This window comes from Methanomethylovorans sp., from assembly GCF_041447285.1.
GTDB lineage: Archaea > Halobacteriota > Methanosarcinia > Methanosarcinales > Methanosarcinaceae > Methanomethylovorans.
Genome location: NZ_JBGMEB010000002.1, coordinates 139,554 through 160,951, shown reverse-complemented (window position 1 = coordinate 160,951; position 21,398 = coordinate 139,554). Strand labels below are relative to the sequence as shown.

21 protein-coding genes and 2 tRNA genes are annotated in these 21,398 nt (G+C 42.7%); 14 read left to right on the top strand and 9 right to left on the bottom strand.

Features of this window, described 5'->3' with window-relative positions; translation table 11 throughout:
• Positions 1-256: 256 nt before the first annotated feature.
• The 5 genes from ACC612_RS01030 to ACC612_RS01010 form a co-directional block, all read right to left on the bottom strand.
• On the bottom strand, positions 257-5,782 hold the full coding sequence (locus tag ACC612_RS01030) for a choice-of-anchor L domain-containing protein (protein ID WP_371852595.1): 5,526 nt from the start codon (positions 5,780-5,782) through the stop codon (positions 257-259).
• A 174-nt stretch (positions 5,783-5,956) separates the two neighbouring features.
• Positions 5,957-6,034 (bottom strand) — tRNA-Pro (locus tag ACC612_RS01025).
• A gap of 124 nt (positions 6,035-6,158) precedes the next feature.
• Positions 6,159-6,710: a UbiX family flavin prenyltransferase gene (locus ACC612_RS01020; RefSeq protein WP_371852696.1), complete on the bottom strand. Its 552-nt coding sequence runs from the start codon at positions 6,708-6,710 to the stop codon at positions 6,159-6,161.
• 5 nt (positions 6,711-6,715) lie between these two features.
• The gene (locus ACC612_RS01015) at positions 6,716-7,066 is read right to left on the bottom strand and encodes a hypothetical protein (RefSeq protein ID WP_371852594.1); all 351 of its coding nucleotides are present in this window, start codon (positions 7,064-7,066) and stop codon (positions 6,716-6,718) included.
• Positions 7,067-7,068: 2 nt separating this feature from the next.
• The gene (locus ACC612_RS01010) at positions 7,069-8,265 is read right to left on the bottom strand and encodes an HD domain-containing protein (protein ID WP_371852593.1); all 1,197 of its coding nucleotides are present in this window, start codon (positions 8,263-8,265) and stop codon (positions 7,069-7,071) included.
• Positions 8,266-8,344: 79 nt separating this feature from the next.
• On the opposite strand from ACC612_RS01010, the gene cofD reads away from it, so the two are divergent.
• From cofD to ACC612_RS00960, 10 genes are all read left to right on the top strand, one after another.
• Positions 8,345-9,262 carry a 2-phospho-L-lactate transferase gene (cofD, locus tag ACC612_RS01005; protein WP_371852592.1) on the top strand — a complete coding sequence of 306 codons (918 nt, stop codon included), beginning with the start codon at positions 8,345-8,347 and terminating at the stop codon, positions 9,260-9,262.
• A 113-nt stretch (positions 9,263-9,375) separates the two neighbouring features.
• Positions 9,376-9,933 carry a hypoxanthine/guanine phosphoribosyltransferase gene (gene hpt, locus ACC612_RS01000; RefSeq protein ID WP_371852591.1) on the top strand — a complete coding sequence of 186 codons (558 nt, stop codon included), beginning with the start codon at positions 9,376-9,378 and terminating at the stop codon, positions 9,931-9,933.
• Position 9,934: 1 nt separating this feature from the next.
• Positions 9,935-10,927 carry a diphthamide biosynthesis enzyme Dph2 gene (gene dph2, locus ACC612_RS00995; RefSeq protein WP_371852590.1) on the top strand — a complete coding sequence of 331 codons (993 nt, stop codon included), beginning with the start codon at positions 9,935-9,937 and terminating at the stop codon, positions 10,925-10,927.
• A 17-nt stretch (positions 10,928-10,944) separates the two neighbouring features.
• Positions 10,945-11,547, top strand: a complete 603-nt coding sequence (locus tag ACC612_RS00990) for an METTL5 family protein (RefSeq protein ID WP_371852589.1) — start codon at positions 10,945-10,947, stop codon at positions 11,545-11,547.
• A gap of 133 nt (positions 11,548-11,680) precedes the next feature.
• Positions 11,681-12,409 (top strand): exosome complex RNA-binding protein Csl4, encoded by a 729-nt coding sequence (locus ACC612_RS00985; RefSeq protein ID WP_371852588.1) that lies wholly within the window; start codon positions 11,681-11,683, stop codon positions 12,407-12,409.
• A gap of 32 nt (positions 12,410-12,441) precedes the next feature.
• On the top strand, positions 12,442-12,720 hold the full coding sequence (locus tag ACC612_RS00980) for a DNA-directed RNA polymerase subunit L (protein WP_371852587.1): 279 nt from the start codon (positions 12,442-12,444) through the stop codon (positions 12,718-12,720).
• Positions 12,721-12,832: 112 nt separating this feature from the next.
• Positions 12,833-13,408, top strand: coding sequence for a flavodoxin family protein (locus ACC612_RS00975; RefSeq protein WP_371852586.1), 576 nt, complete (start codon positions 12,833-12,835; stop codon positions 13,406-13,408).
• A 21-nt stretch (positions 13,409-13,429) separates the two neighbouring features.
• The gene (pscS, locus tag ACC612_RS00970; RefSeq protein ID WP_371852585.1) at positions 13,430-14,593 is read left to right on the top strand and encodes an O-phospho-L-seryl-tRNA:Cys-tRNA synthase; all 1,164 of its coding nucleotides are present in this window, start codon (positions 13,430-13,432) and stop codon (positions 14,591-14,593) included.
• Between the two features lie 97 nt (positions 14,594-14,690).
• The gene (locus ACC612_RS00965; protein ID WP_371852584.1) at positions 14,691-15,581 is read left to right on the top strand and encodes a mechanosensitive ion channel domain-containing protein; all 891 of its coding nucleotides are present in this window, start codon (positions 14,691-14,693) and stop codon (positions 15,579-15,581) included.
• A 71-nt stretch (positions 15,582-15,652) separates the two neighbouring features.
• A tRNA-Gly gene (locus ACC612_RS00960) sits at positions 15,653-15,724 on the top strand.
• Positions 15,725-15,752: 28 nt separating this feature from the next.
• On the opposite strand, the gene ACC612_RS00955 is transcribed toward ACC612_RS00960, so the two are convergent.
• From ACC612_RS00955 to mer, 4 genes are all read right to left on the bottom strand, one after another.
• Positions 15,753-15,959, bottom strand: a complete 207-nt coding sequence (locus ACC612_RS00955) for a hypothetical protein (RefSeq protein ID WP_371852583.1) — start codon at positions 15,957-15,959, stop codon at positions 15,753-15,755.
• Between the two features lie 131 nt (positions 15,960-16,090).
• Positions 16,091-16,609, bottom strand: coding sequence for a nicotinamide-nucleotide adenylyltransferase (locus tag ACC612_RS00950; protein ID WP_371852582.1), 519 nt, complete (start codon positions 16,607-16,609; stop codon positions 16,091-16,093).
• Positions 16,610-16,622: 13 nt separating this feature from the next.
• Positions 16,623-17,654 carry a F420H2 dehydrogenase subunit FpoF gene (gene fpoF, locus ACC612_RS00945; RefSeq protein WP_371852581.1) on the bottom strand — a complete coding sequence of 344 codons (1,032 nt, stop codon included), beginning with the start codon at positions 17,652-17,654 and terminating at the stop codon, positions 16,623-16,625.
• 14 nt (positions 17,655-17,668) lie between these two features.
• Entirely contained in the window at positions 17,669-18,649 is a 981-nt protein-coding gene (gene mer / locus ACC612_RS00940) for a 5,10-methylenetetrahydromethanopterin reductase (RefSeq protein WP_371852580.1), read from the bottom strand.
• A 388-nt stretch (positions 18,650-19,037) separates the two neighbouring features.
• On the opposite strand from mer, the gene ACC612_RS00935 reads away from it, so the two are divergent.
• The 4 genes from ACC612_RS00935 to ACC612_RS00920 are packed head-to-tail and all read left to right on the top strand — an operon-like array spanning position 19,038 to position 21,398.
• Positions 19,038-19,277 (top strand): DUF2180 family protein, encoded by a 240-nt coding sequence (locus ACC612_RS00935; RefSeq protein WP_371852579.1) that lies wholly within the window; start codon positions 19,038-19,040, stop codon positions 19,275-19,277.
• Between the two features lie 12 nt (positions 19,278-19,289).
• Entirely contained in the window at positions 19,290-19,505 is a 216-nt protein-coding gene (locus ACC612_RS00930) for a DUF2180 family protein (protein ID WP_371852578.1), read from the top strand.
• A 25-nt stretch (positions 19,506-19,530) separates the two neighbouring features.
• Positions 19,531-19,896 carry a carboxymuconolactone decarboxylase family protein gene (locus ACC612_RS00925; RefSeq protein WP_371852577.1) on the top strand — a complete coding sequence of 122 codons (366 nt, stop codon included), beginning with the start codon at positions 19,531-19,533 and terminating at the stop codon, positions 19,894-19,896.
• Complete coding sequence (locus tag ACC612_RS00920; RefSeq protein ID WP_371852576.1) at positions 19,866-21,398, top strand: multiheme c-type cytochrome; 1,533 nt, start codon at positions 19,866-19,868, stop codon at positions 21,396-21,398. The genes ACC612_RS00925 and ACC612_RS00920 overlap by 31 nt, the downstream gene beginning before the upstream one ends.

The window sequence follows — 21,398 nt, the reverse complement described above, 5'->3', positions numbered from 1 at the left end:
AACAAAATACTACAGTCAACACTTATAAAATATGGGTCTATAGAAAAGCTGATGTTATTCTTATATTCTTTTTTGAAGACTTACAGCAATATATGAAGACCAGCTTTTTGTAAAGCTGATGCTGCATCAACAAATTTAAACGTCTGTTAAGCAAAAAGAAATGGATAAGAAAAATAAAAACATATAATAGAAAGAATATAAATAAAATATTACTCCCACCTTTTTTAAAGGTGAGAGGGATACATATTTTCTTCAGTTACTTCTCTTCTTCTCTCTTCTTTTTATACAGGAAGAAAATCAATACTGCAGCAACTAGTAGTACGGTTCCAGCGGCAAATATGTTGCTGCTTCTGTTGTTACTACCTTCATCACCTGTGACCTGGATATCATCATTGGTTTGCATGTTCTCACTGGTTACTGTTTCAGTACCTGTTGAGCTTCCTGTACTCGTTGATACTTCAGAACCTGCCGGACCAGAAGATGTGGATCCTCCCGTCTTACCAGAATCTTCTTGTGATGACCAGAGACCTGCAATGGCTTTACCAATGCCTGACCCCGATCCTGAGCCTGAAGAGTACTCGTAGTTTGCTGTTATTGCAAACGGCGAGAAACCGGAAATATTGCGGACAATGAAATACGAATATGTACCATCATTGCTCAGCAGTTCCGGAACATAGCTTTCCCATGCCGGATTGCCCCAGTGCTTGAGTATGACGGAAGTTATGGCAAGGGAGCCACCATCACGTTCGTTCAGGACTCTGAACTCGATACTCCTGTTAAGACCCGTTGTATCAACAAGGGTCTGGTTATTGAAACTAATATCAAGATACTGGTACACTGAGTCCTGAGAGAATCCTGCTTCTGATTCATTCAATGATGACTTGTCCAGAACTTCAACCTTAATACGGAGGTTAGAAGCATTACCCGGAGTATTGAAGGAAACAAACGTAATGCTTCCGGTCAGATTACTATTATCAATGTTCTCGTCATCAGTCGTGTCGAATCCTACGTATGACATGTTCCCTGATGAAGTGATATCTGGAGTCGTTGATATCACAAACTCGATATCCTCACTGTCCTCTACAGAAGAATTCGTTACTGTCCAGTCCCAGGAGAAAGTATCTGACATACCTGTGCTTCCATTACTTACTACAACAGATATGTTGTAATCATCCACAAAGAAATCATCCTGATCGATGTACTCACTTGTGTTAATAGCACAAAATGAGACTGTTGAGGAATCGTCATCATTCGAGGATATGGTAACACCATCACCGCTTATTGGCTCACCATCGATGTACCAGCTGAAGCTTGAGAGGATGTTGGTTGATACGCTAAAGTTCTTCTCTTCAGCGTATATTGAAACCGGGTCAGAGTCTTGCGGAGATGTGGTGCAGTTAAGTGGCTCAGCAGCCTTTATGTTGAGCAGCTGACTGGAAGTGCCATTGTTATTCGTCACTGTCAGGTTGACACTGAAATTACCTGATCCGAATGTATGGACAGGATTCTGCTCTGTAGAAGTACTGCCGTCTCCGAAGTCCCAGTGCCAGTCTTCTACCCGACCAGATGAATCATCCTCAAAACTTACTGTAAGAGGAGAATTGCCTCTGGTTGCGCTTGCCGTGAAATCAGCGATGGGCAAAATGGATACATTTAGCAGGATATCACCTGTGCTTCCCACATTACCTGCAAGATCACTGAAAGTGCAGCTATAGATCACCTGACTTACGAGTGATCCTGAATCACTGGCAGGGATGTCAACGGTCCACAAGTAGTTGCCTGAATCGGTGTCCATCTGATGCTCTTCACCGTCAACAGTTATGGTGCACTCTGAAACGGAATCCACGTCAGTCACGTTCAGTTCGATGGTAACACTATCTCCTGTATCTGCATTCAGAGGTTTCTGTATCCAGGTATATTCAGGGGCAGTGTTGTCCAGCCTGAAGTTCGAAGAGACCGAGTAATTAGTATTGATTGCATTATCAATTGCCCTTATGTGCAGGTACCAGTCACCGTCACCCGAATTCTTTGTAAGGGTAGCTCCATTGGTAAAAGATGTCCACTGGGATACTGAATCCACGTCAATGTCTTGGGTCCAGGCATAACCAAGCTGATTGATACCTGAAAGTGCATCAGACACTGTTACATCAGTGCTGTGACTCTTCGCATAGGTATCGCTTCCATCGGTACCGAAGTGTATCACAGGCAAACCATTATCAAACCTGAATACATTGGACACGGAATAATTGACATTACCAGCATTATCGATAGACCTTACATGGAGATACCAGTTGCCGTTCGCAGAACCCTTTGTTACCGTATCACCGCTGCTACATGCAGTCCAGGAGGAAACTGAACCCACATTGGAACTCTGGGTCCAGGAATAGGCAAGGGACTGCACACCGGAAAGGTCGTCCAGGGATGTTATAGTGGAACCATGGCTCTTAGCGTATGTGCTGTTACCAGCCGGCTCAAGATCTATTGACGGAAGCACAGTATCAATATATGATACTGTAAAGGTGGTGACATTCTCATTACCAACTGCATCCATGGCATATACAGTATAATTACCGTTCTCTGAGACCTCGAACGAATATGGATAAGCTATAGTCGTACCGTTCGAGCTGAAATATGTAGTATCTAGTATGCCACTGTCCCATTTTACCAGAGATGCACCCGAGAGGTCATCTATGGTTACGTTGATAGTAGCACTGGTGTTCTGCCAGCTGGTCGGATTACCTGTGATACTCATAATAGGAAGGGTATTATCCAGCGCAAAAGCAGTGGACACAGAGTAATTGGTATTGCTTGCATTGTCAGTAGCTCTGATGTGCAGATACCAGTCACCTTCTACGGAGTCTTTGGTAAGGATATCACCATTGAAAAAAGAAGTCCATTCAGAGACTGAACTCACATTGGAATCATTGGTCCAAGCATACGATAATTCATTGATACCTGAAAGCGCATCAATCACTGTTACATCAGTGCTGTGGCTCTGTGCACAAGTGGCGTTGCCATCAGTACCGAAATATATCACAGGCAGAGCATTGTCAAGCTTGAATACATTAGATACGGAAAAATTGACATTACCAGCATTATCAGTAGAATTTATGTGCAGATACCAGTCACCGTTGACAGTATCCTTAGTTAACGTAGAGCCATTTACAAAATTGGTCCATGAGGATACCGACCCAACATCTGAACTTTGAGTCCATGAATAAGATATCTGAGCAAGACCTGCAAGAGCATCTGATCCTGTTACAGTTGTGCTATGAATTTTGGAATATGTCATATTGCCATTTGTACCGTAGGTAACCACAGGTTCCAGAGAATCGACAGTAAATGTTACATCCCTTGCAGAAGAATTATCCTGGGTATCATTTGAATATACACGGAATATTGCACTGTTAGTATTGTCTGCTGGGAGTGTGAATGTCTTACTGTTGAGACTCAACAGATTCCCTATCTTTGTCCAGCTTCCATTGAAGAACCACAGATCATACTTGACAGCATCACCCTCAGGGTCTGTAGACACACCCCAGTTGACATTTATTGACTGGCCACCTTTCTTTATCTGATCATTTGTAGGGGATGTGAAAGCTCCGGGAGTTGTCGGAGCATCATTGATAGAGTTAATACTTATTACAATGGTGGCAGTAAGCTGTGGAAGTGTTTCAGGATCTCCTTCCATTCCACCGTATTCTACAAGATAATAATTGACACTAGATGAATCAGGATAGTCATTCCAAGTTTTACCTGCTTCATTTCCATACATGTGTGCATAATCCTCACCAGTACCACAATCGTTTGGTTCTTCTGAGGCCCAATTATTATAGCCTATTGCAATTCCGGGATAGTTCCCATTATAGAACAGGGTTCCATTTTCTGGTCCTGATACCCATTTCCATTGACCTTCTTGTGCCTCATCACTTGCTCCAATCCAAGCGTTTGCACTCACTTTTGACCCCAAGAATGCATTTTCTTCAGCGGATGTGATCGTAGCAAGATATCCCTGCATTCCAGAGAGGGTCCTTGATGCGGCTGCAATTTTTGCATTGGTCCATGAGATCGATGAACTTTCGTAAACACTTTCATAGTAGTGTCCGGTGTCTTGAGAATAAATTGCATTGTCGCCTAATACAAATGTAATATTTCTGTTAGCAGTATTAGGGTTTTCATTTACATTATAATAGGTAATATTCCTGAAAGCTGCCTGGTATGCAGCTGCATCTCCATTTCCTGTAAGTGTTAAGACTCCATTTGATTCACTAAAACTTCCGGTTATACCGTTAGTAGTTGTATATGCAAGGTAATCTTCGCCACTAATATAACCATCACCAATGTAAACCCTGGCAGATGTAAAAGAACTGTCACTGGAAACAGTTATACCAGAATCCACATTAATATGGTCGTTTTCATTATAAGTGACTGAGGTATGAGAAGCATTCACTCTGGTCGCTACTACTACAGTGATATAATCCACTTGGGTGCTTGTGTTGCTTCCAGCGGTGTTTGTTGCACTGAGACTGACGGTATAAGTGCCTCCACTTGTATAGGTGTGGGTAGGACTTTGATCATTTGAAGTGCTCCCGTCACCGAAGTCCCATAACCAGGATGCGGGTGTGTTGGTTGAGAGATCAGTGAAGTTCACTGCAAGTGGAGCTGGACCAGATGTAACGTTAGCTGTGAAATTGGCAACAGGAGAGAGGATTTCTTCTGCAGTTGTGAAAGTTTGATTTTCACAGTATGGGCCTGCAGCATTATTGTTATCCCATGTTCTTATTCTCCAATAGTACGTAGTACTGTAATCCAGATCGGAGCCAGCATAAGAGATATTGGTTGATGAAGAACTTGTGACTTGGCCACTGTCCCACATATCACTTCCACCTTCGGTTGTTCCTACCTGAATCTGGTAAGCACCCTGTGTATCACCAGCATCCGGATCAGAGAAAGTCCAGCTAAATTCAGGGGTCAGATCTGTTATATCTGTTGGATTCGTCTCACCTTCACACATAGGGGATGCTGGTGCGTTAGGAATTGTATTGGATACGAAAGAACCGCCCTCTATGAAAACACCAGAATCCCAAACACCATCTCTTGCGTCTGCAATGGCAAATTTCATGTGGTTCAAAGTATCTGGTACTACTTCCGCTGTAGCTGTCAGTATTATACTGGACCCATTAAAACAATTATTAAGAGGACCTGGCTCATAGTAAGTGCCATTTCCAATATTAATTACACTGACTGGATTTCCATTCGGCAGCAGAGCAATATTCTCCCCATTTACAAAAAGGCCAAAAGCATCATCATACACGTCTGTAAAATTTTCTTCAGAGCTAAACCGATAATTAAAATTGATACCGCTTTTTTCAGGGACAAAATCAAATTCAAGAATAATGGCATCGAAAGTAGTATCATTGACAAGCGTACTCAGATCACTGTCCCCTGACTGACTATTATTAGTGTCAGCGAAGTTAGACATATCATTGGATATGTTCGAGATTAAACCGGTACTCATTACAACACCAGTATCAAATCCCAGCGAGCCACCATTACTGAAGTGACCGATCGCCGCATTACTGCCTGTAATTGAGATATTGGAAACAGTAACATTACTGTCTTCTCCAAGCAGTATGTTCACCAGATCAGCGGCAGTGACACTATCTGATACATTTTCAACAGAAATTGTCGCTGCACTACCGATTCCGGCAAATAAGATCGAAAAGAAGAAAAAAGTTGTCAACAACGATACTGAGATTTTAGTGTGTATGAATAACGCCATACAAATAGATATACACTAATTATATAAAAATAACTCTATTTTTGTACAGTTGCCGCTGAGCTCAGTTGTGTATGAAATAATGGAGAAAGAGGACATGTGGAAATTGAAATTTAAACTATTGAAAAAGTAAACTTGAAAAGAATGAACAATAAAAAAGAAGTCTTAAAAGAAGTTTGGTGGGATAGCGCGGATTTGAACCGCAGTCCAAGCGTCCCAAACGCTCGAGGATGGACCAGGCTACCCTACTATCCCAAGGGGGTAAGCTCTGGAATGGAGCTTATAGGTTAAAAACCTTCCGTAAGAAATCACTTAAAAAATGTAAACTTGAACTAAAAATGGTTAGAAAATGGGAAATGAAGGTCTGAGATAACATAACTCATTTCCATCTTTTATACACTTCATTGTCTATTCCCGCGAGGTCTAAAGCGCGCCCGGCAATGGAATTTACAAGGTCATCAATAGTCTTCGGCCTGGAATAGAAGCCCGGGCATGCAGGCAGGATTACAGCACCTGCCCTGGTGAGTTTGAGCATATTCTCAAGATGTATCTCGTTCAAAGGGGTCTCACGCGGCACAATAACAAGTCTGCGTCTTTCCTTGAGGCACACATCAGCAGTTCTTTCCAATAAGTTATCAGACATACCATTTGCAATGGAACCGACAGTTTTCATGCTGCATGGAGCCACGATCATACCATGGAATCGATGTGATCCGCTGGCTATAGGTGCAGTGAACTCTCGTTCTTCATATACATAGCTTGCAATATCCTCTACTTCCACAACGGAATAGTCAGTTTCTATTTCTATGATCTGCCTTGCTGATCTGGTTATAACAAGGTGTGTGACTATATCCATCCTGGAAAGGATCTCAAGCAGCCTTATGCCGTAAATAGACCCTGATGCCCCACTTATGCCAACTACTATTTCCATTTTGCTCATCTTATGACCTCAATAACATCGTCGATCATTTTTTCAGAAGCCTTTACAATGGCTTGGATCTCATCAACTGTTATGTCATCTACGTGAATACCGACCATAAATACTGTTGTACTCTGAGTAACAGAGCTAACCTTTCTTGCCCCTTTTAAGGCGATCTCATCTTCCCTGTGACCAGGTGCGCTGATCACCGAAGATGATGCGCGTCCGCTTTCCTTGTTATAGATGCCCATAGCAACCGCACCTATGTGCTCCCTGCCGCCTGACAGTACGAAGAACATGTCCTTGTCTACAGATTCGCCTTTTAGAAGAAGCTGCACCCTGCCAACTTCTTTTATTATCTCGATCATGATCACAGCTCCGTGAGCCTGAACTGCTTTGTGGTCTTTTTAACCTCAAAGAACTCCCTTGCGGCTTTGCCTACTTCCTCACGGAACTCCTTTGGCGTGTAGACACCCATCTTCCAGTTATCCCAGTGAGCCTGCTCAAGAGTAGCCACCACATAAGATGCCTCGTCCAGCCGTACCATCTTGCCATTGAGCTTCACAAGCGCCTTAAGTTCGGGGATATCAGGAGAACGAGGTATGTCTATGAGTACATCTGTGGGTTCAATGCCAGCCATAGATGCTATTTCGGCTTCGATCCTACGTATGTTGCCCCTGTGTTTCAAAACGCCTTCTGTAACTTCCTCAAAACCGACATATAAAGCTCTTTTGTAAAGTCTCCGTTCTTCAAGCCGCCGAGCAAGGTCACCGGCATATCCGTCAGTTGAACGCATTATATGTAACAGATGAGCATCGTCCATCTGCCGCAGTTCCATAGGATTTATCGCATTGTCCTTAATAAGTTCTTCAATCGCCCTAATGCACATTGTTTCTGCTATACGCGAAACATGATGATAGTAAACAGATGGATGCATGAGGAACCTGGAAACAAGCAAAGACTCTGCAGCTTTGACACCACCTGAGCCTACCACCAGTTTGTCTTCATAGAAATGCATCTCATGAATAAGCCGCACATGATCCACCAACCCGAATGCAACCCCGGTATAATATGAATCCCTTACCAGGTAATCCATACGGTCAACATCGATCTCACTGCTCAGGATCTTACCCAGATCGGTCTCGCCTTTGATATGTTTCTGGATTGAAGTGGGACTAAGGTCATGTTTTTCCAATATTTCAGCGATCTCGCCCTTGCGTAGCAAGTGAAGTATATCTTCGTGCTTCTGCCGTGTATACTGAATTATAAAACTCTCAGATACATGCGAGAGAGGACCATGGCCGATATCATGTAGCAAGGCTGCAACTCTTAATTCATCCTTCTCCTGCTGGGACACTGAGTCTATCTGCCTTGTCAGCATGGTCGCAAGATGCATTACACCCAGAGAATGCTCAAAACGTGAATGATTGGCACCCGGATACACAAGGTTTGAAAGGCCTAGCTGCCTAATCCTGCGCAGGCGCTGCATGGGAGGAGTATCTATAAGAGAAAGCGTAAGCTCATCGAGTTCGATGTAACCGTGAATGGGATCACGAACAACATTCATATTGTTTAAATATCCCCTCATCCTATAATGCTGTTCCTCTATCATAACTAATTTCTATAAGGACTATCCGAGGACATACATGCTCGTACTTTCCGGTGGGACCGGAACTCCCAAACTTCTTGAAGGATTAAAGAACATATTACCTGAAGAGGAAATCACTGTTGTTGTGAATACTGCAGAGGACATGTGGGTATCAGGAAACCTCGTGACACCGGACATAGATACAGTTCTATACCTGTTTTCCGGAAAACTTGATACGGCTAAGTGGTGGGGAATAAAAAATGATACTTTCATGACCTACGAGGCTCTAAGATCAATGGGACATAACGAAACCATGATGCTTGGAGACCAGGACCGTGCTACAAACATCATGCGTTCTGACCTTTTAAGAGCAGGTTATTCTCTCACAGAAGCAACACAGGAACTTGCAAGAGCTTTTGGCATACGCTCAAAGATACTGCCCATGTCAGATGATCCTGTAAAGACGATGATAACAACACCTGCAGGAAAAATGCATTTCCAGGAATTCTGGATAAAGGAACATGGTAAACCTGAAGTTATAGAAGTGGTTCAGGAAGGCATAGAAAAAGCCTCTATTTCACCTGCTGTCCTTGAAGCACTGGAAAAGGAAGAATATGTGCTTATAGGACCCAGTAACCCCATCACAAGCATCGGACCTATACTTGCCTTGAAAGGAATGAAAGAACTGCTGAGAAAGAAAACTGTGATCTCAGTAAGTCCCATTATTGGAAAGGAGCCAGTAAGCGGCCCTGCAGGAAAATTAATGACTGCAAGGGGTTTAGATGTCTCTTCTGCCGGTGTTGTCGACTGTTATGGCGACATCCTGGACATAATGATACTGGATGAAAGAGATACTTACGGCATATCTGCTCTCAAGGATGCTGCATGCAAGATACTCATTGCAGATACGCTGATGAAAAATGTAGAAAAAAGTACGGCTCTTGCCAGATTTGTTGTAGATGCTCTCGACTTTTGAAGTTAATGAGACCAGATTTTATTTGAAAAATAATTCAAACCAAAATTTATTTTGTAGGCTCTCTTTTATAGGTGTATACATATATGTGGCAATCTAATTAAGGGGTATTTGAGATGCTAGAGATATTAAAAAAATCCTTCAAAGGCATCCCCATAGTGAAAAGGGGAGATTATAGTTATTTTATCCATCCGATCTCTGATGGAGTTCCTGCAATTGAACCGGAACTTCTGGAAGAGATAGCTGAGTTCATTGTGGAAAGAGCGGATCTGGATGTGGACAAAATATTAACCATTGAAGCTATGGGTATTCCGCTGGCTACCACCGTCTCTTTGATGACCGATATACCTTTTGCTATTGTCCGTAAAAGAAAGTACGAATTGGAAGGAGAGGTGCTCCTTTCTCAGAGTACAGGCTATTCTAAAGGTGAACTGTACATCAATGGCATAAAAGAAGGGGATCGTGTGCTTATAGTTGACGATGTGATCAGTACAGGCGGCACTTTGTTGGCGCTGGTAAGAGCACTGAAGAATATTGGAGCCATAATTACAGGTATCTTTGTTGTCATTGAACGCGGCGAAGGAGTTGCAAATCTTCGAAAAGAAGGCATAGAAGTGACAACACTTGTGCGTATAGATGTGGATGAGTATGGTGTGCGCATACTGGAGGACTAAGTTGGCGGATATTGAGGCATTTGATTTCCAGATAGCAAGGATCATTAGTATAATAAGAGATACAAATGCAAAGATAGTGGGCTTACAGTTTCCTGAGGGCTTTAAGCGTAGAGCTACAGGAATAACCCGCGAGATAGAAGAAGAAACAAATGCGCAGATATTGATATCCGGCAATCCATGCTTTGGGGCATGTGATGTGGATGTTGATCTTGCATGTAAGGTAGATATACTGTTCCATTTCGGGCATGCTGTGCTTGATGACAGCAACTACGTTAAAAATGTGTATTTTATTGAAGTAAGGTCCAATGCAGAAGTGGAGAAAGTGGTTGAGAAGTCTCTGGAAATGCTAAAAGGACAGAGAATAGGACTTATCACCACGGTTCAGCATGTACATAAGCTTCAGGAAGCATCTGAAATATTACGATCACATGGCAAAGCATGCGTAATAGCAAAGGGAGATGCAAAAATAGCGTATTCTGGACAGGTTCTGGGATGTAACTTCTCATCTGCAAGGGCCGAACAGTGTGATGAATACCTGTACATTGGCAGTGGCTATTTCCACCCCATGGGAGTGGCACTATCTACTGGAAAAAGAGTACTCATAGCAGATCCCTTTGTAAATGAGGTAAGAGAACTGGATATTTCAAAAGTGCTCAAGCAACGCAGTGCTGTTATTGGAAAATCCCTTGATGCAAATCTTTTTGGAATAATTGTGTGTTCCAAACCCGGACAGGAGCGTATGACACTTGCCCTGAAGTTGCAGGATATGATACGTAAACATGGTAAATCTGCCAGGATCATAATGATGGATCTTGTTACCCCCGACCAGTTACTCCAGTTCAAAGTAGAAGCTTTTGTAAATACAGCATGTCCAAGACTTGCCATTGATGAAGTTGGCCGGTTCAATGCTCCAATGCTCACTCCGCCAGAACTTGAAATAGTGTTGGGTGAGAAGAAATGGGAAGATCTGGCGTTTGATGAGATCACAGCCTGAAAATTGCAGGTAATAAAATGAAGCAGAGAAAACTTGAGATCATGCTGGAAAAGGTAAAAGGGTTTGAGAAACCCGATGTCAACCTTGAACAATATGCTACGCCTGCCCCCATAGCTGCAGAAGTGCTTCATTTTGCATTCATGCATGGAGATCTGCAAGGTACAGTATATGACCTTGGATGTGGCACCGGTGTCCTTGCAATTGGTGCAAAGCTCCTTGGTGCTGAGAAAGTAGTGGGTTTTGATCTGGACCCCAGTGCACTGGAAATAGCAAGACAGAACGCAGCCATGATGGGAGTTGATGTGGAGTTTGTGCAGTGTGATATATCAGGCGTACCAGAACACGCGGATACTGTTATAATGAACCCCCCTTTTGGTGCCCAGTCCAAAGGTAATGATCGGCCTTTCCTTTCAACAGCCCTGAGAGTTGCAGATGTGATATATTCCGTACATAATTGTGGAAGTTACAGATTCATAAAGAGTTTCATAGAACCTGCAACTATTAGTGAATGGTATGAAACCGGTTTTCCTATAAAACGAACATTTAAATTTCATAAAAAGGATGTAGAACTGGTTAAGGTTGAGATCTACCGGATAGTCCGGTGTGATGGCAGCATATAATCTGCCTTTATTTGCAACTGCTTTATATAGCGGGAAACATATGTCTTGCAAACTGGCGTTCAATTATATAAATATAATTTCATCATGAGGGATTTTTATTCGGATAAGGAGTAGAAAAAAGGTTTCACGCAGGATGATAAAAGGTTCCGGCGAGGAATCAGAAAGTGTACAGTCACCTGATAAAACAGAGCAAAAGGGGACTGAAGAAAAGAGAGGGCCAGCAACCGGAGTTGCAAAAAGGCCTAAGCACAGCAGTGTAAAACCTTCAAAGAAAGAGAAAGAGGAAGAGAACATGGAGGAAGGAGAAATGATCTTTGTTATGCCTGGTGACATTATCGGTACTACTGAAGAATTTAGTCCGGGCATTGGAACATTCCTGCATGTTGCAGATATCCATGCTGCCTCTACAGGTGTTGTGAAAATAAACAGAAAATCGCGCGTTATATCTGTCGTACCCAGCACCAAGTACCCACCAGCTATTGCTGTAGGAAATATTGTAGTTGGTGCCATAACAGGACTCAGAGAAAGTGTTGCTCTTGTTGAGATCGCTGCTATAAAAGATGAAGGAGAACGCGAATTCCAGAAAGTGGGACTTGCTGCCGTACATGTGTCAAATGTCAAAGACTCTTACTGTAAGAGACTTGATGAAGAGTTTGCTGTAGGCGACATAATAAAAGCAAAGGTTCTGAACACTGAGAACATGAGGCTTAGTACCGCGGAGAAGGAATTTGGTGTAATGAAAGCTCATTGCTCCAACTGCCGTACCGTTATGGTAAAGGACGATAATAAACTGAAATGCCCGGAATGCGGAAGAGTAGAGAAACGTAAGCTCTCCTCAGACTATGGAACTGGCATTGTATAAAATCAAAATATAGGGTTATATGGGTGAAGTCCATGGAATTAAAAATCATAGATAAGACAGAAGATGAGATGCACCTTGAAATTAAAGGTGAGACACATACCCTTCTCAACATGCTGAAATCTGTGTTACTGGAAGATAAAAGAGTACACACTGCTTCTTATGATATGAAGCATGTGTCCATAAGTGAACCAATACTGTATATAAAAACAGATGGCACAGATCCAATAATTATCGTAAAAGAAGCTGCAGAAATACTTGCTTCACGTTGTGAAGAGTTCATTAGCGTTTTTGGCAAAGCCGTGGAAGTGTAAGAATTTCCACGACTCTTGTTCTTTTCTAATATTTACCTGGCATTAGTTATTTACCGATTTAGATCGCTTAGCCTTGTAAGTAAGCGATCGGATTGATTGGGAGATGTAATACATGAAAGTAGTGGCATTCAATGGTAGCCCAAGAAAGGAAGGCAATACTTCAACGCTTATAAAATATGTCTTTGAGGAGCTGGAAAAAGAAGGCATTGAAACAGAGCTTGTAAATATTGGAGGAAAAAGGACTATAGGGTGTACTGCCTGCATGAAATGCTTCCAGAACAAAGACAAAAAATGTATCTTTGATGATGATTTTGTCAATGGATGCATTCAGAAAATGATAGAGGCTGATGGTATTATTTTGGCCTCTCCAACCTACTTTACTGACATAACCACCGAAATGAAAGCTCTTATCGACAGAGCTGGTTTTGTATCAAAAGCCAATGGCGATCTGTTCAGAAGGAAGGTCGGTGCATCTGTTGTAGCAGTACGCAGGGCGGGTTCACTCCATGCTTTCACTACCATGAATAATTTCTTTACCATCGGTCAGATGATAATACCCGGATCAAGCTACTGGAACATGGGTATTGGGGGAGCTCCGGGAGATGTACAAAAGGACGAGGAAGGCATCCGTACAATGCAGACTCTGGGACAGAACATGGCATGGCTTATGAAAAAACTATACAGCTAAATAGGAAACAGAGGACATATAATGGTACTTGATGAAGCGGCACTAAAGAAGTTTGGGTTCATACCGCGCGAACCTAAGGATGCGATCAACATAGACCCCTTGCAGACGGCAGGAAAGTTAACCGAAGATGCCAGGCGTGCCCTGCTTGAATGGGGAGACGGGTACTCTGTCTGCGATTTCTGTGGTGGTGTGCTGGACCTTATAAAAAAGCCACCTATCGAAGAATTCGTGCATAGTGCACTCCCGGAATTCCTGAATGTAGATGCAGTTAGGATCACACACGGAGCAAGAGAAGCAAAGTTTGCGGTAATGCACTCCATTGCACAGGAAGGCGACTATGTTGTGATGGACGAGGTTGCACATTACTCTTCTGTTGTTGCAGCTCAGCGTGCCAGGCTTAACATAAAGAAAGTACCTCATAGCGGCAGCCCGGAATATATGACAGATGTAGAAGGATATGCTACTGCTATTGAAGAGGTTATAAAGGAAACAGGTAAAGCACCAGCTTTGGCTCTTATCACTTATCCTGACGGAAATTATGGAAACCTTACTGATGTGCAGCGCATCTCTAAGATCTGCCATGATTATGATGTGCCCCTGCTTCTAAACGGCGCATACGCAGTAGGCAGGATGCCAGTGGATGCAAAAAAGCTGGGTGCAGACTTTGTTGCAGGAAGCGGACATAAATCAATGGCTTCATCAGGCCCAATCGGACTGTTGGGCGTAAGTTCGGAATATGCAGACATTGTGTTCAGAAAATCACCTACTAACAAGAATAAGGAAATAGAATTATTGGGATGCACAGCCAGGGGCGCTACGATCATGACCATGATAGCCTCATTCCCTCATGTAGTTAAGCGGGTGAACAACTGGGACCAGGAAGTACAGGATGCACGCTGGTTCTCGGTTAAACTGGAAGAGATGGGGATAGTCCAGAAGGGACAGAAACCACACAACCATGATCTGATGTTCTTTGAAGCACCAGTTTTCTACGAGATATCCCAGAAGGCAAAGAAAGGAAGGTACTTCTTGTACAGGGAACTTAAGGAACGTAATATCCACGGCATCAAGTCCGGTCTTACCAAATACTTCAAACTGAGCACATTCCAGGTTGGCAGGGAGAATCTGCAATATGTGGTTGACTCCTTCCAGAGTATCATTGACAAATACGAAGCAGAGAATTAGATCTGGTCATAAGGTATGTATATTTATATTCAAAGCAGTTGTCTCATCACAATAATATAAATATAATTGAATAATATGTTGTATTACAGGTACAGCAATGGATAAAGACTCAATTCTTAGACCTTCAAGAGAGAAACTAAATAAAGTGAAGATGAAATTCGCCCATGAGCAACTCAATAAGGCGATATTATTCTTTTTGATAGTGATACTTCCAATAATTGCCATTGATATGGCCGGGCGACAGGATATGATCCCTGTGCCCGAAGTATTACTGAAAATACTGGAAGGCGCAATGGTAGTCTTACTGTCTTTTGGTGGGGCTACCTTATTCATAAGGCTTACCATTAACTTCATTACTGACAGATTTGAAGGCATTGGACAACAGGAAGAAAGAATCCTGTTAAGCAAGCTATACATTTTCCTTATATATGTACTGGCTACAGTGATTGTTTTCTTGTACATGGGAATTGGAATGGAAAACATTGCGCTGTTTTTAGGACTGGCAGCTACCGGTTTTGCCTTTGCTATTCGTGATGTGGTACTTTCCTACATAATATGGTTCATGCTGTTAACCAAGAAACCGTTCAAAATAGGCGATTATATAAATGTAGCTGGGCAGGAAGGGCAGGTCAAACATATTGGTGTGTTCTATGTAGTTGTTGATGCATCCCCATATACATATGCAGACTATACTAAAATACCCAACAAGATTTTCCTTGAAAAACCCATTCGGAATTATGGCAGTGACAAGTTCTTTGCTGAATTCGAACTATATTTGGAGAATATTTCATCTGATATCCTTGACAGGATTGAAAGGATCAGAGAAAAAGGAAAAACACTGAAAGGGGCAGACCCTACATTCAACCTAAATAGTGATAGCGATGGGATTAAGATCAGTGTAGAGTTCAAAACAACTTACGAAGATAGGGATATCCTTAGAGACCGTCTATTATCTATAATGTTACAGGAATTGAACCTGGCTGTTTGAAATAAGGTAATCGGCTGACACCACAAACTCTATAATGAAAGAAGTCTTATATTTTTTGCTCTTTTCAAGATGCGGCTGTGGTTTAGTGGCTATGACCTGGGCTTCCCAAGCCTAGAACCCGGGTTCGAATCCCGGCAGCCGCATATATTTTGAAAAACAAAGTGCATTGGATTATTTTTTTGCTTTTTCGGGTATTTTCTGGTCAGGCGTGACACCGTAGAATTTTGTTCTTGCTTTGCCCCAGATACAGCCTGTTTTACCAAATATCTTCAGTTCCAGGTTCTGTATAACTTTGCATATGCTATTACCTGCCCTTGCTCCTTTGCATACAACGCAATATTTTTCACAGAATACAGGTGCTTTTCCTTTCTCTGCCATATCCTTACCTCCTACAGGTCAAAATAAACCTATATGTAAAATGGAGATATCAATTTATAAAAGATGCGTCTGCGTATGAGAAAAACTTTTTGGGGCAATTAAGTGTTGGAAAATATAGAAAAAATAAACGCTCATTCCATGTCTTTTGAAGAAACATTGCGAAGCCTGGTTACACCATCGATCTCGTCTATGACATCCGCTACAGCGACTGGAACGAGTTCTCGCCACTCATCGCCTTCAAGCATCTTTTTGCGGATCTCAGTTCCGGAATAGCCTTTTCTGTTGAACATGGGAGGCTGTCTCACATTCATATTAGATTCCTTGAAAAGCTGAATAACAAGAGGATTGTTAGAATAGACTACATCAAAAGGAGGAGCCATGGAAACAATGTGCGACACCCACACAGCATTACGCTGCAGATCTTCAATGGGTATTGCATAATGTTTCACATCTGCATCTTCCAATGCATGTTTTATCATCATAACCCTTTCACCCGCAGTAAACGGATTTTCAGGGTCATGACTCTTCTGGGCACTGCCGATACCTATTACCACCTCATCCACTTCCTTTGCAATAGTGCAAATCGTGGAATAATGCCCAAGATGGAATGGTTGGAAACGTCCTATATAGAAAGCTCTTTTCATGTGCATATATCACAACTGTTCAACGTATGCCACAATCGTCAAATGAGAATTTCTCACAGACTTCAACGTAATGGCCTGAGTTGGCATCATGTTTCATTTTAGTCAGTTTCTTTATAAGATCGATTCCCGGAGGAGCAGGAGTTTCCATAATCTCCAGTGCATCTTTCACAATATTGAAGTATTTCTGCCCTACATCAGTGCGTATGAACACAGAGTTCCAGCCGTCCGGAGTACCTACAGAACCTACGGATATATCTGCAGATACAGCTGTGTAGTCACAACAATGGTGGCATGGGTGCCTTGCATGCGGTGCAACATCAGGGATCTTAACACTGTGCTCTTGGCCATCCTTTGTGTGGCACCAGAACTTACCTTTTGTGAAATTCATTTTCACAATATCTTCGGTCTTGAGCTTCATTATGTCAGGAATGATCTCATCGAGCATTACATCATGATAAAAACTTTCCATGCAGAACAAACCCAATATAAGGACTATCTTGTCATTAACATTTTCTGATATAAGACGAGCTCCGTGAGCCTGACAGGGAACACCTACAACTGCTATTTTATCATATTTTGCAAAGGGCTCTTTTAATGCCTGCAATACAGAATCATAAGTGTACTTGGTACCAGGGATCTTGTCTACATCTTCTGGTTTTGTCATGAGAACAAGCTCTGTTTCCCATTTCTCATTCCGGGAGATGCCTACCACACAGTCGATTTCACCTTTTCTGAGCAGCTCTTTAATAATCAGAGAGCTCACACCTCCATCCTGACCTGCAATAGAGCTCTTTGCACCAAAGAAGGATTTCACGTTGAAAAATTCATCTTCATGATACCCGTCAACTACAGGGCAAACTCTTCCGCAAGTAAAACAACCTTCACATACATTAGGCGCTGCACCTTTCTCATACAACTCGAGATTGTCAGGGTCGCGAACCTCTGCTCTCTTGTTAACAACTATTGCACCGGCAGGGCATGCTGATGCGCATGCCCCACAAGCAGTACAGACGTCATATTCAATGACCTCTAAGATCTTTGGATGAACCATCCAGATCCTCCTAATTATCCGATTATTTCCTTACCGATGAGCTTTATTGCTTTCTCTTTGTCCGGGCCTATCGGAGAGCCAGCAACGATCTGTGTAACGCCTATGTCCAGGAGTTCATTGATCCTTGTCTTGCAGTCGTCAGGTGTACCGCATATAGAGAACGCATCTATCATCTGAGGGGTAACCATACCGCCCATAAGGGCACCGAAATCGCCTTTTGCAATAGCTCCTCCGATTGCTGCCTTTGCAGCTACATCAATACCATGGCGCTGAAGGACCATGTCAGGGGAACCTGCAACTATGAATGCAACAACTACTTTTGCAGCATTTACTGCCTTTGCTGCATCCTTATCAATTGAAAAACATGCATAAGCTGCAACATCTACATCTTTGGGGTTGCGGCCAGCTTTCTTTGCACCGGAAGCAATCTGCTTAACAGCCTCTTCGAAGTCCCTGGGGTGAGATGCATTGATCAATACTCCATCGGCTACCTCTCCGGCGAGTTCCAGCATCTTGGGGCCCTGTGCACCCATATAGACGGGTACATTGCCTGCCTTGAATCCCATCTTTGCACCGCTGAACTTAACAGCTTCGCCACTTACGCTAACCTTCTTGCCTTCGAAGAAAGTGCGCAGTGCCTGAATGCTTTCTTTTGTAGTAGTAAGAGGTTTATCCCATGAGATGCCCATTGCATCAAATGTTGCTTTATCTCCTGGACCGAGACCAAGAATGGCACGTCCGCCTGAGATCTCATTAATGGAAGCAATGCTTGATGCAGTCACTGCTATGTTTCTGGTGTAGGGGTTGGTCACACCAGTACCGAGCTTGATACGGTTGGTGTTCATTGCTAATACGGCAAGAGTAGAGTATACGTCACGGTTGTTGTAATGGTCTGTGATCCATACATTGTCAAAGCCCTGATCTTCAGCAAGCTTGGCATAGTATGCGATCTTAAGGACGGGGTCGTTGGGTACAAATTCTATTCCGAATGTCATTTTTATTCTCCATGATAGAGTGTTGTTAGTTTGGTAACTATACACACTTATATATTTGTTGGTATAGCACCCGATATTGCCCTAGCAGATGAAGGATTGATTGAATAAGAGAATCGTTAGACATTATTCATTAACAATCAATCATGCACTCGATTTCTTAAAATTGCACAAAATATGACCAGAAATATAGAAAAATGTAGGATAAGTAAGAACAAACGTGAACCAACACAGATATATCAATTGAAATAAAGAATGTTATTTAAGTGGCCAGGAGGTGAGATGGGGCAAATCACTTTTCTGGGGGAACAATAAGGATATCCGGACAACTGGATGCATCGTTTTATTTTATTGTGCATCAAGCATCAAAAAGGAGAAAAGAGTGATACTCATGAAATGTTACGAATGTTCAAAAACCGGGAAAGAAACAGACACTGTAGCTGTTTGTATAATTTGTGGAAGAGGGGTATGTAAGGACCATCTTGTCCGGGAAGAAACCCCTATATGGGAAGGCGAGTACAGCATAAAACTGAGGTGTGGCATGGGAGTAGAATGTAAGCTAGACGATGTTAACCGCTGGAAAAAGATACTCTGCATACCCTGCCACAAAGCCCTCAAGGAAAATTATTAGGTGATATGAATGATGAAATGTTATGACTGCATGGAAGAAGAGAAAGATACTGTTGCTGTGTGCGTTTGTATCTCTTGTGGCAAGGGGCTGTGCATGGACCATGCAAAAGAACTCGAACTCCCTGTGACCGTAGGGATACCACCTGATTTGAAAAGACTACCGAATAGCCTGCCACACCTTGTATGTAACTATTGTTTGAACCAGACCATAGAAGATGGATTTGATTAAACTTAAAATAACAGGAGGAGGAGATATGACTCGACATAAAGAGATGCTTGAAGACAAAGAACTTATCAGATCGATGTCAGAGAAGCTTGGCTTTACCCCAGAGATTCTTAACGTTCTTGGTGAACTTGAACCTGAGTTCCTGATGAAATATAACAGGTGTAACCACAGGTTGTTACAGGATGGAGCACTACCTGCAAAGGTAAAGATACTCATGGCACTTGCGGTAGTGGCCTCTAAGCAGTGCGAAAGATGTGTGGTTTCCCAGATGAAGAGCGCTTTGGAGAATGGCGCTACAAAGGAAGAGATAATGGAAACATTGGATGTAATTTCCATTACTTCCGGGGCACCTGCAGTTGCAGCATGCAGGGATGCGCTCAAGTTGCTGAAGTAATTTTTCCATGGAAGGTCATCACACAGATGGCCTTCTGCCGGAATACAACCATCTTCCATATTTTTTGGATTATATGCCTTAAGGGGGTGCAAGCTATCGGGGACTTCAAAATCAGATACATAGTAATAGTTATGGTCACAGCTCTGTTCACGATAACTTGCAATGCACTTGCGGCTGCCCCTACCGAACATGGAGAACTGACATCAGACATGTTCACAGATAATACAAAATGTGCACAATGCCATGCGATCATTCATTACCAATGGGAAGGAACCATGCATTACAATGCTTTTGAAGACCCATTTTATCAGCGAGAGTTTGCTGCAGCAAGCAATGATACTGAAGGCTCGCTGGATATTTTCTGCTCCAGATGTCATACTCCTATTGGGGTTGTATCTGGTGAGATACCACCTATTGATGGTTCCCAGCTCAGCACTAAAGCAAGGCAGGGGGTACAATGTGATTTCTGCCATGTGGTATCAGATAGCAATGGTACAGGCAATGCACCTTTTGTAGTTACACCCGGAAAAACTAAATGGGGACCTTTTAATGATTCAAAGTCTGCATATCACGAATCTGAATATCTTGAACTGTATACTCGTTCTGAATACTGCGGCATGTGCCACGAAGTAGTACATCCTCTTAATGGCCTTGTGGTCGATGACACCTATACAACATGGAAGGAAGGACCTTATGCTGAAGAAGGAGTAGTATGTCAGGACTGCCATATGACTCCAGGTATTACCAAATTTGAAGCAAATCCTGGAAGAGCGGGCTCAAGCACACAAAAAAGAGAACACATATCAACTCATGATATAGTTGGTGGGAATGCATTCGTTACGGCGATACTCGGAGAAAAAAGATATAGTGAAATGGCCGTGGAAAGGCTTGAAAAAACTGCAACTGTTTTCATTGATGCACCCGAGGTAGCTCAAAGAGGAGATAATGTCAGCATGAATATCTCCATTACCAATTCAGGCGCAGGGCACAAGATACCCACCGGAGTTTCTGAGATACGACAAATGTGGGTGGCAGTAAGCGTGAAGGATCGTAACGGAAAGGAAGTGTACACTACAGGCGAAATAGATGATGACGGAAATATTATGAACGCCACAAAGATGTACAACACCGTGCTTGGTGACGCACAAGGACAGCCAACACTCAGTTTCTGGCTTGCTGAATCAGTTCTTGTGGATAACAGGATACCACCAAAAGGAACTGCCACCGAAAGACATAACTTCAAAATACCTGTTGATGTGGTATACCCGCTTACTGTGAAAGCAACACTAAAGTACCGTTCGGCTCCGCAGGAAACTGTAGACTATCTCTTCGGAGACAATCTATATGAAGTACCAGTTATCAACATGAGAATAGTATCCTCAAACATCTATGAGAATGAAGGAGAAGCAACGGAAGCACCCTCTACACCAGGGATTACGGCCTTGGGATCGATAACTTTCGTCATATGTGCAGCATTCTGCATTCGCAGAAGGAAAATATGA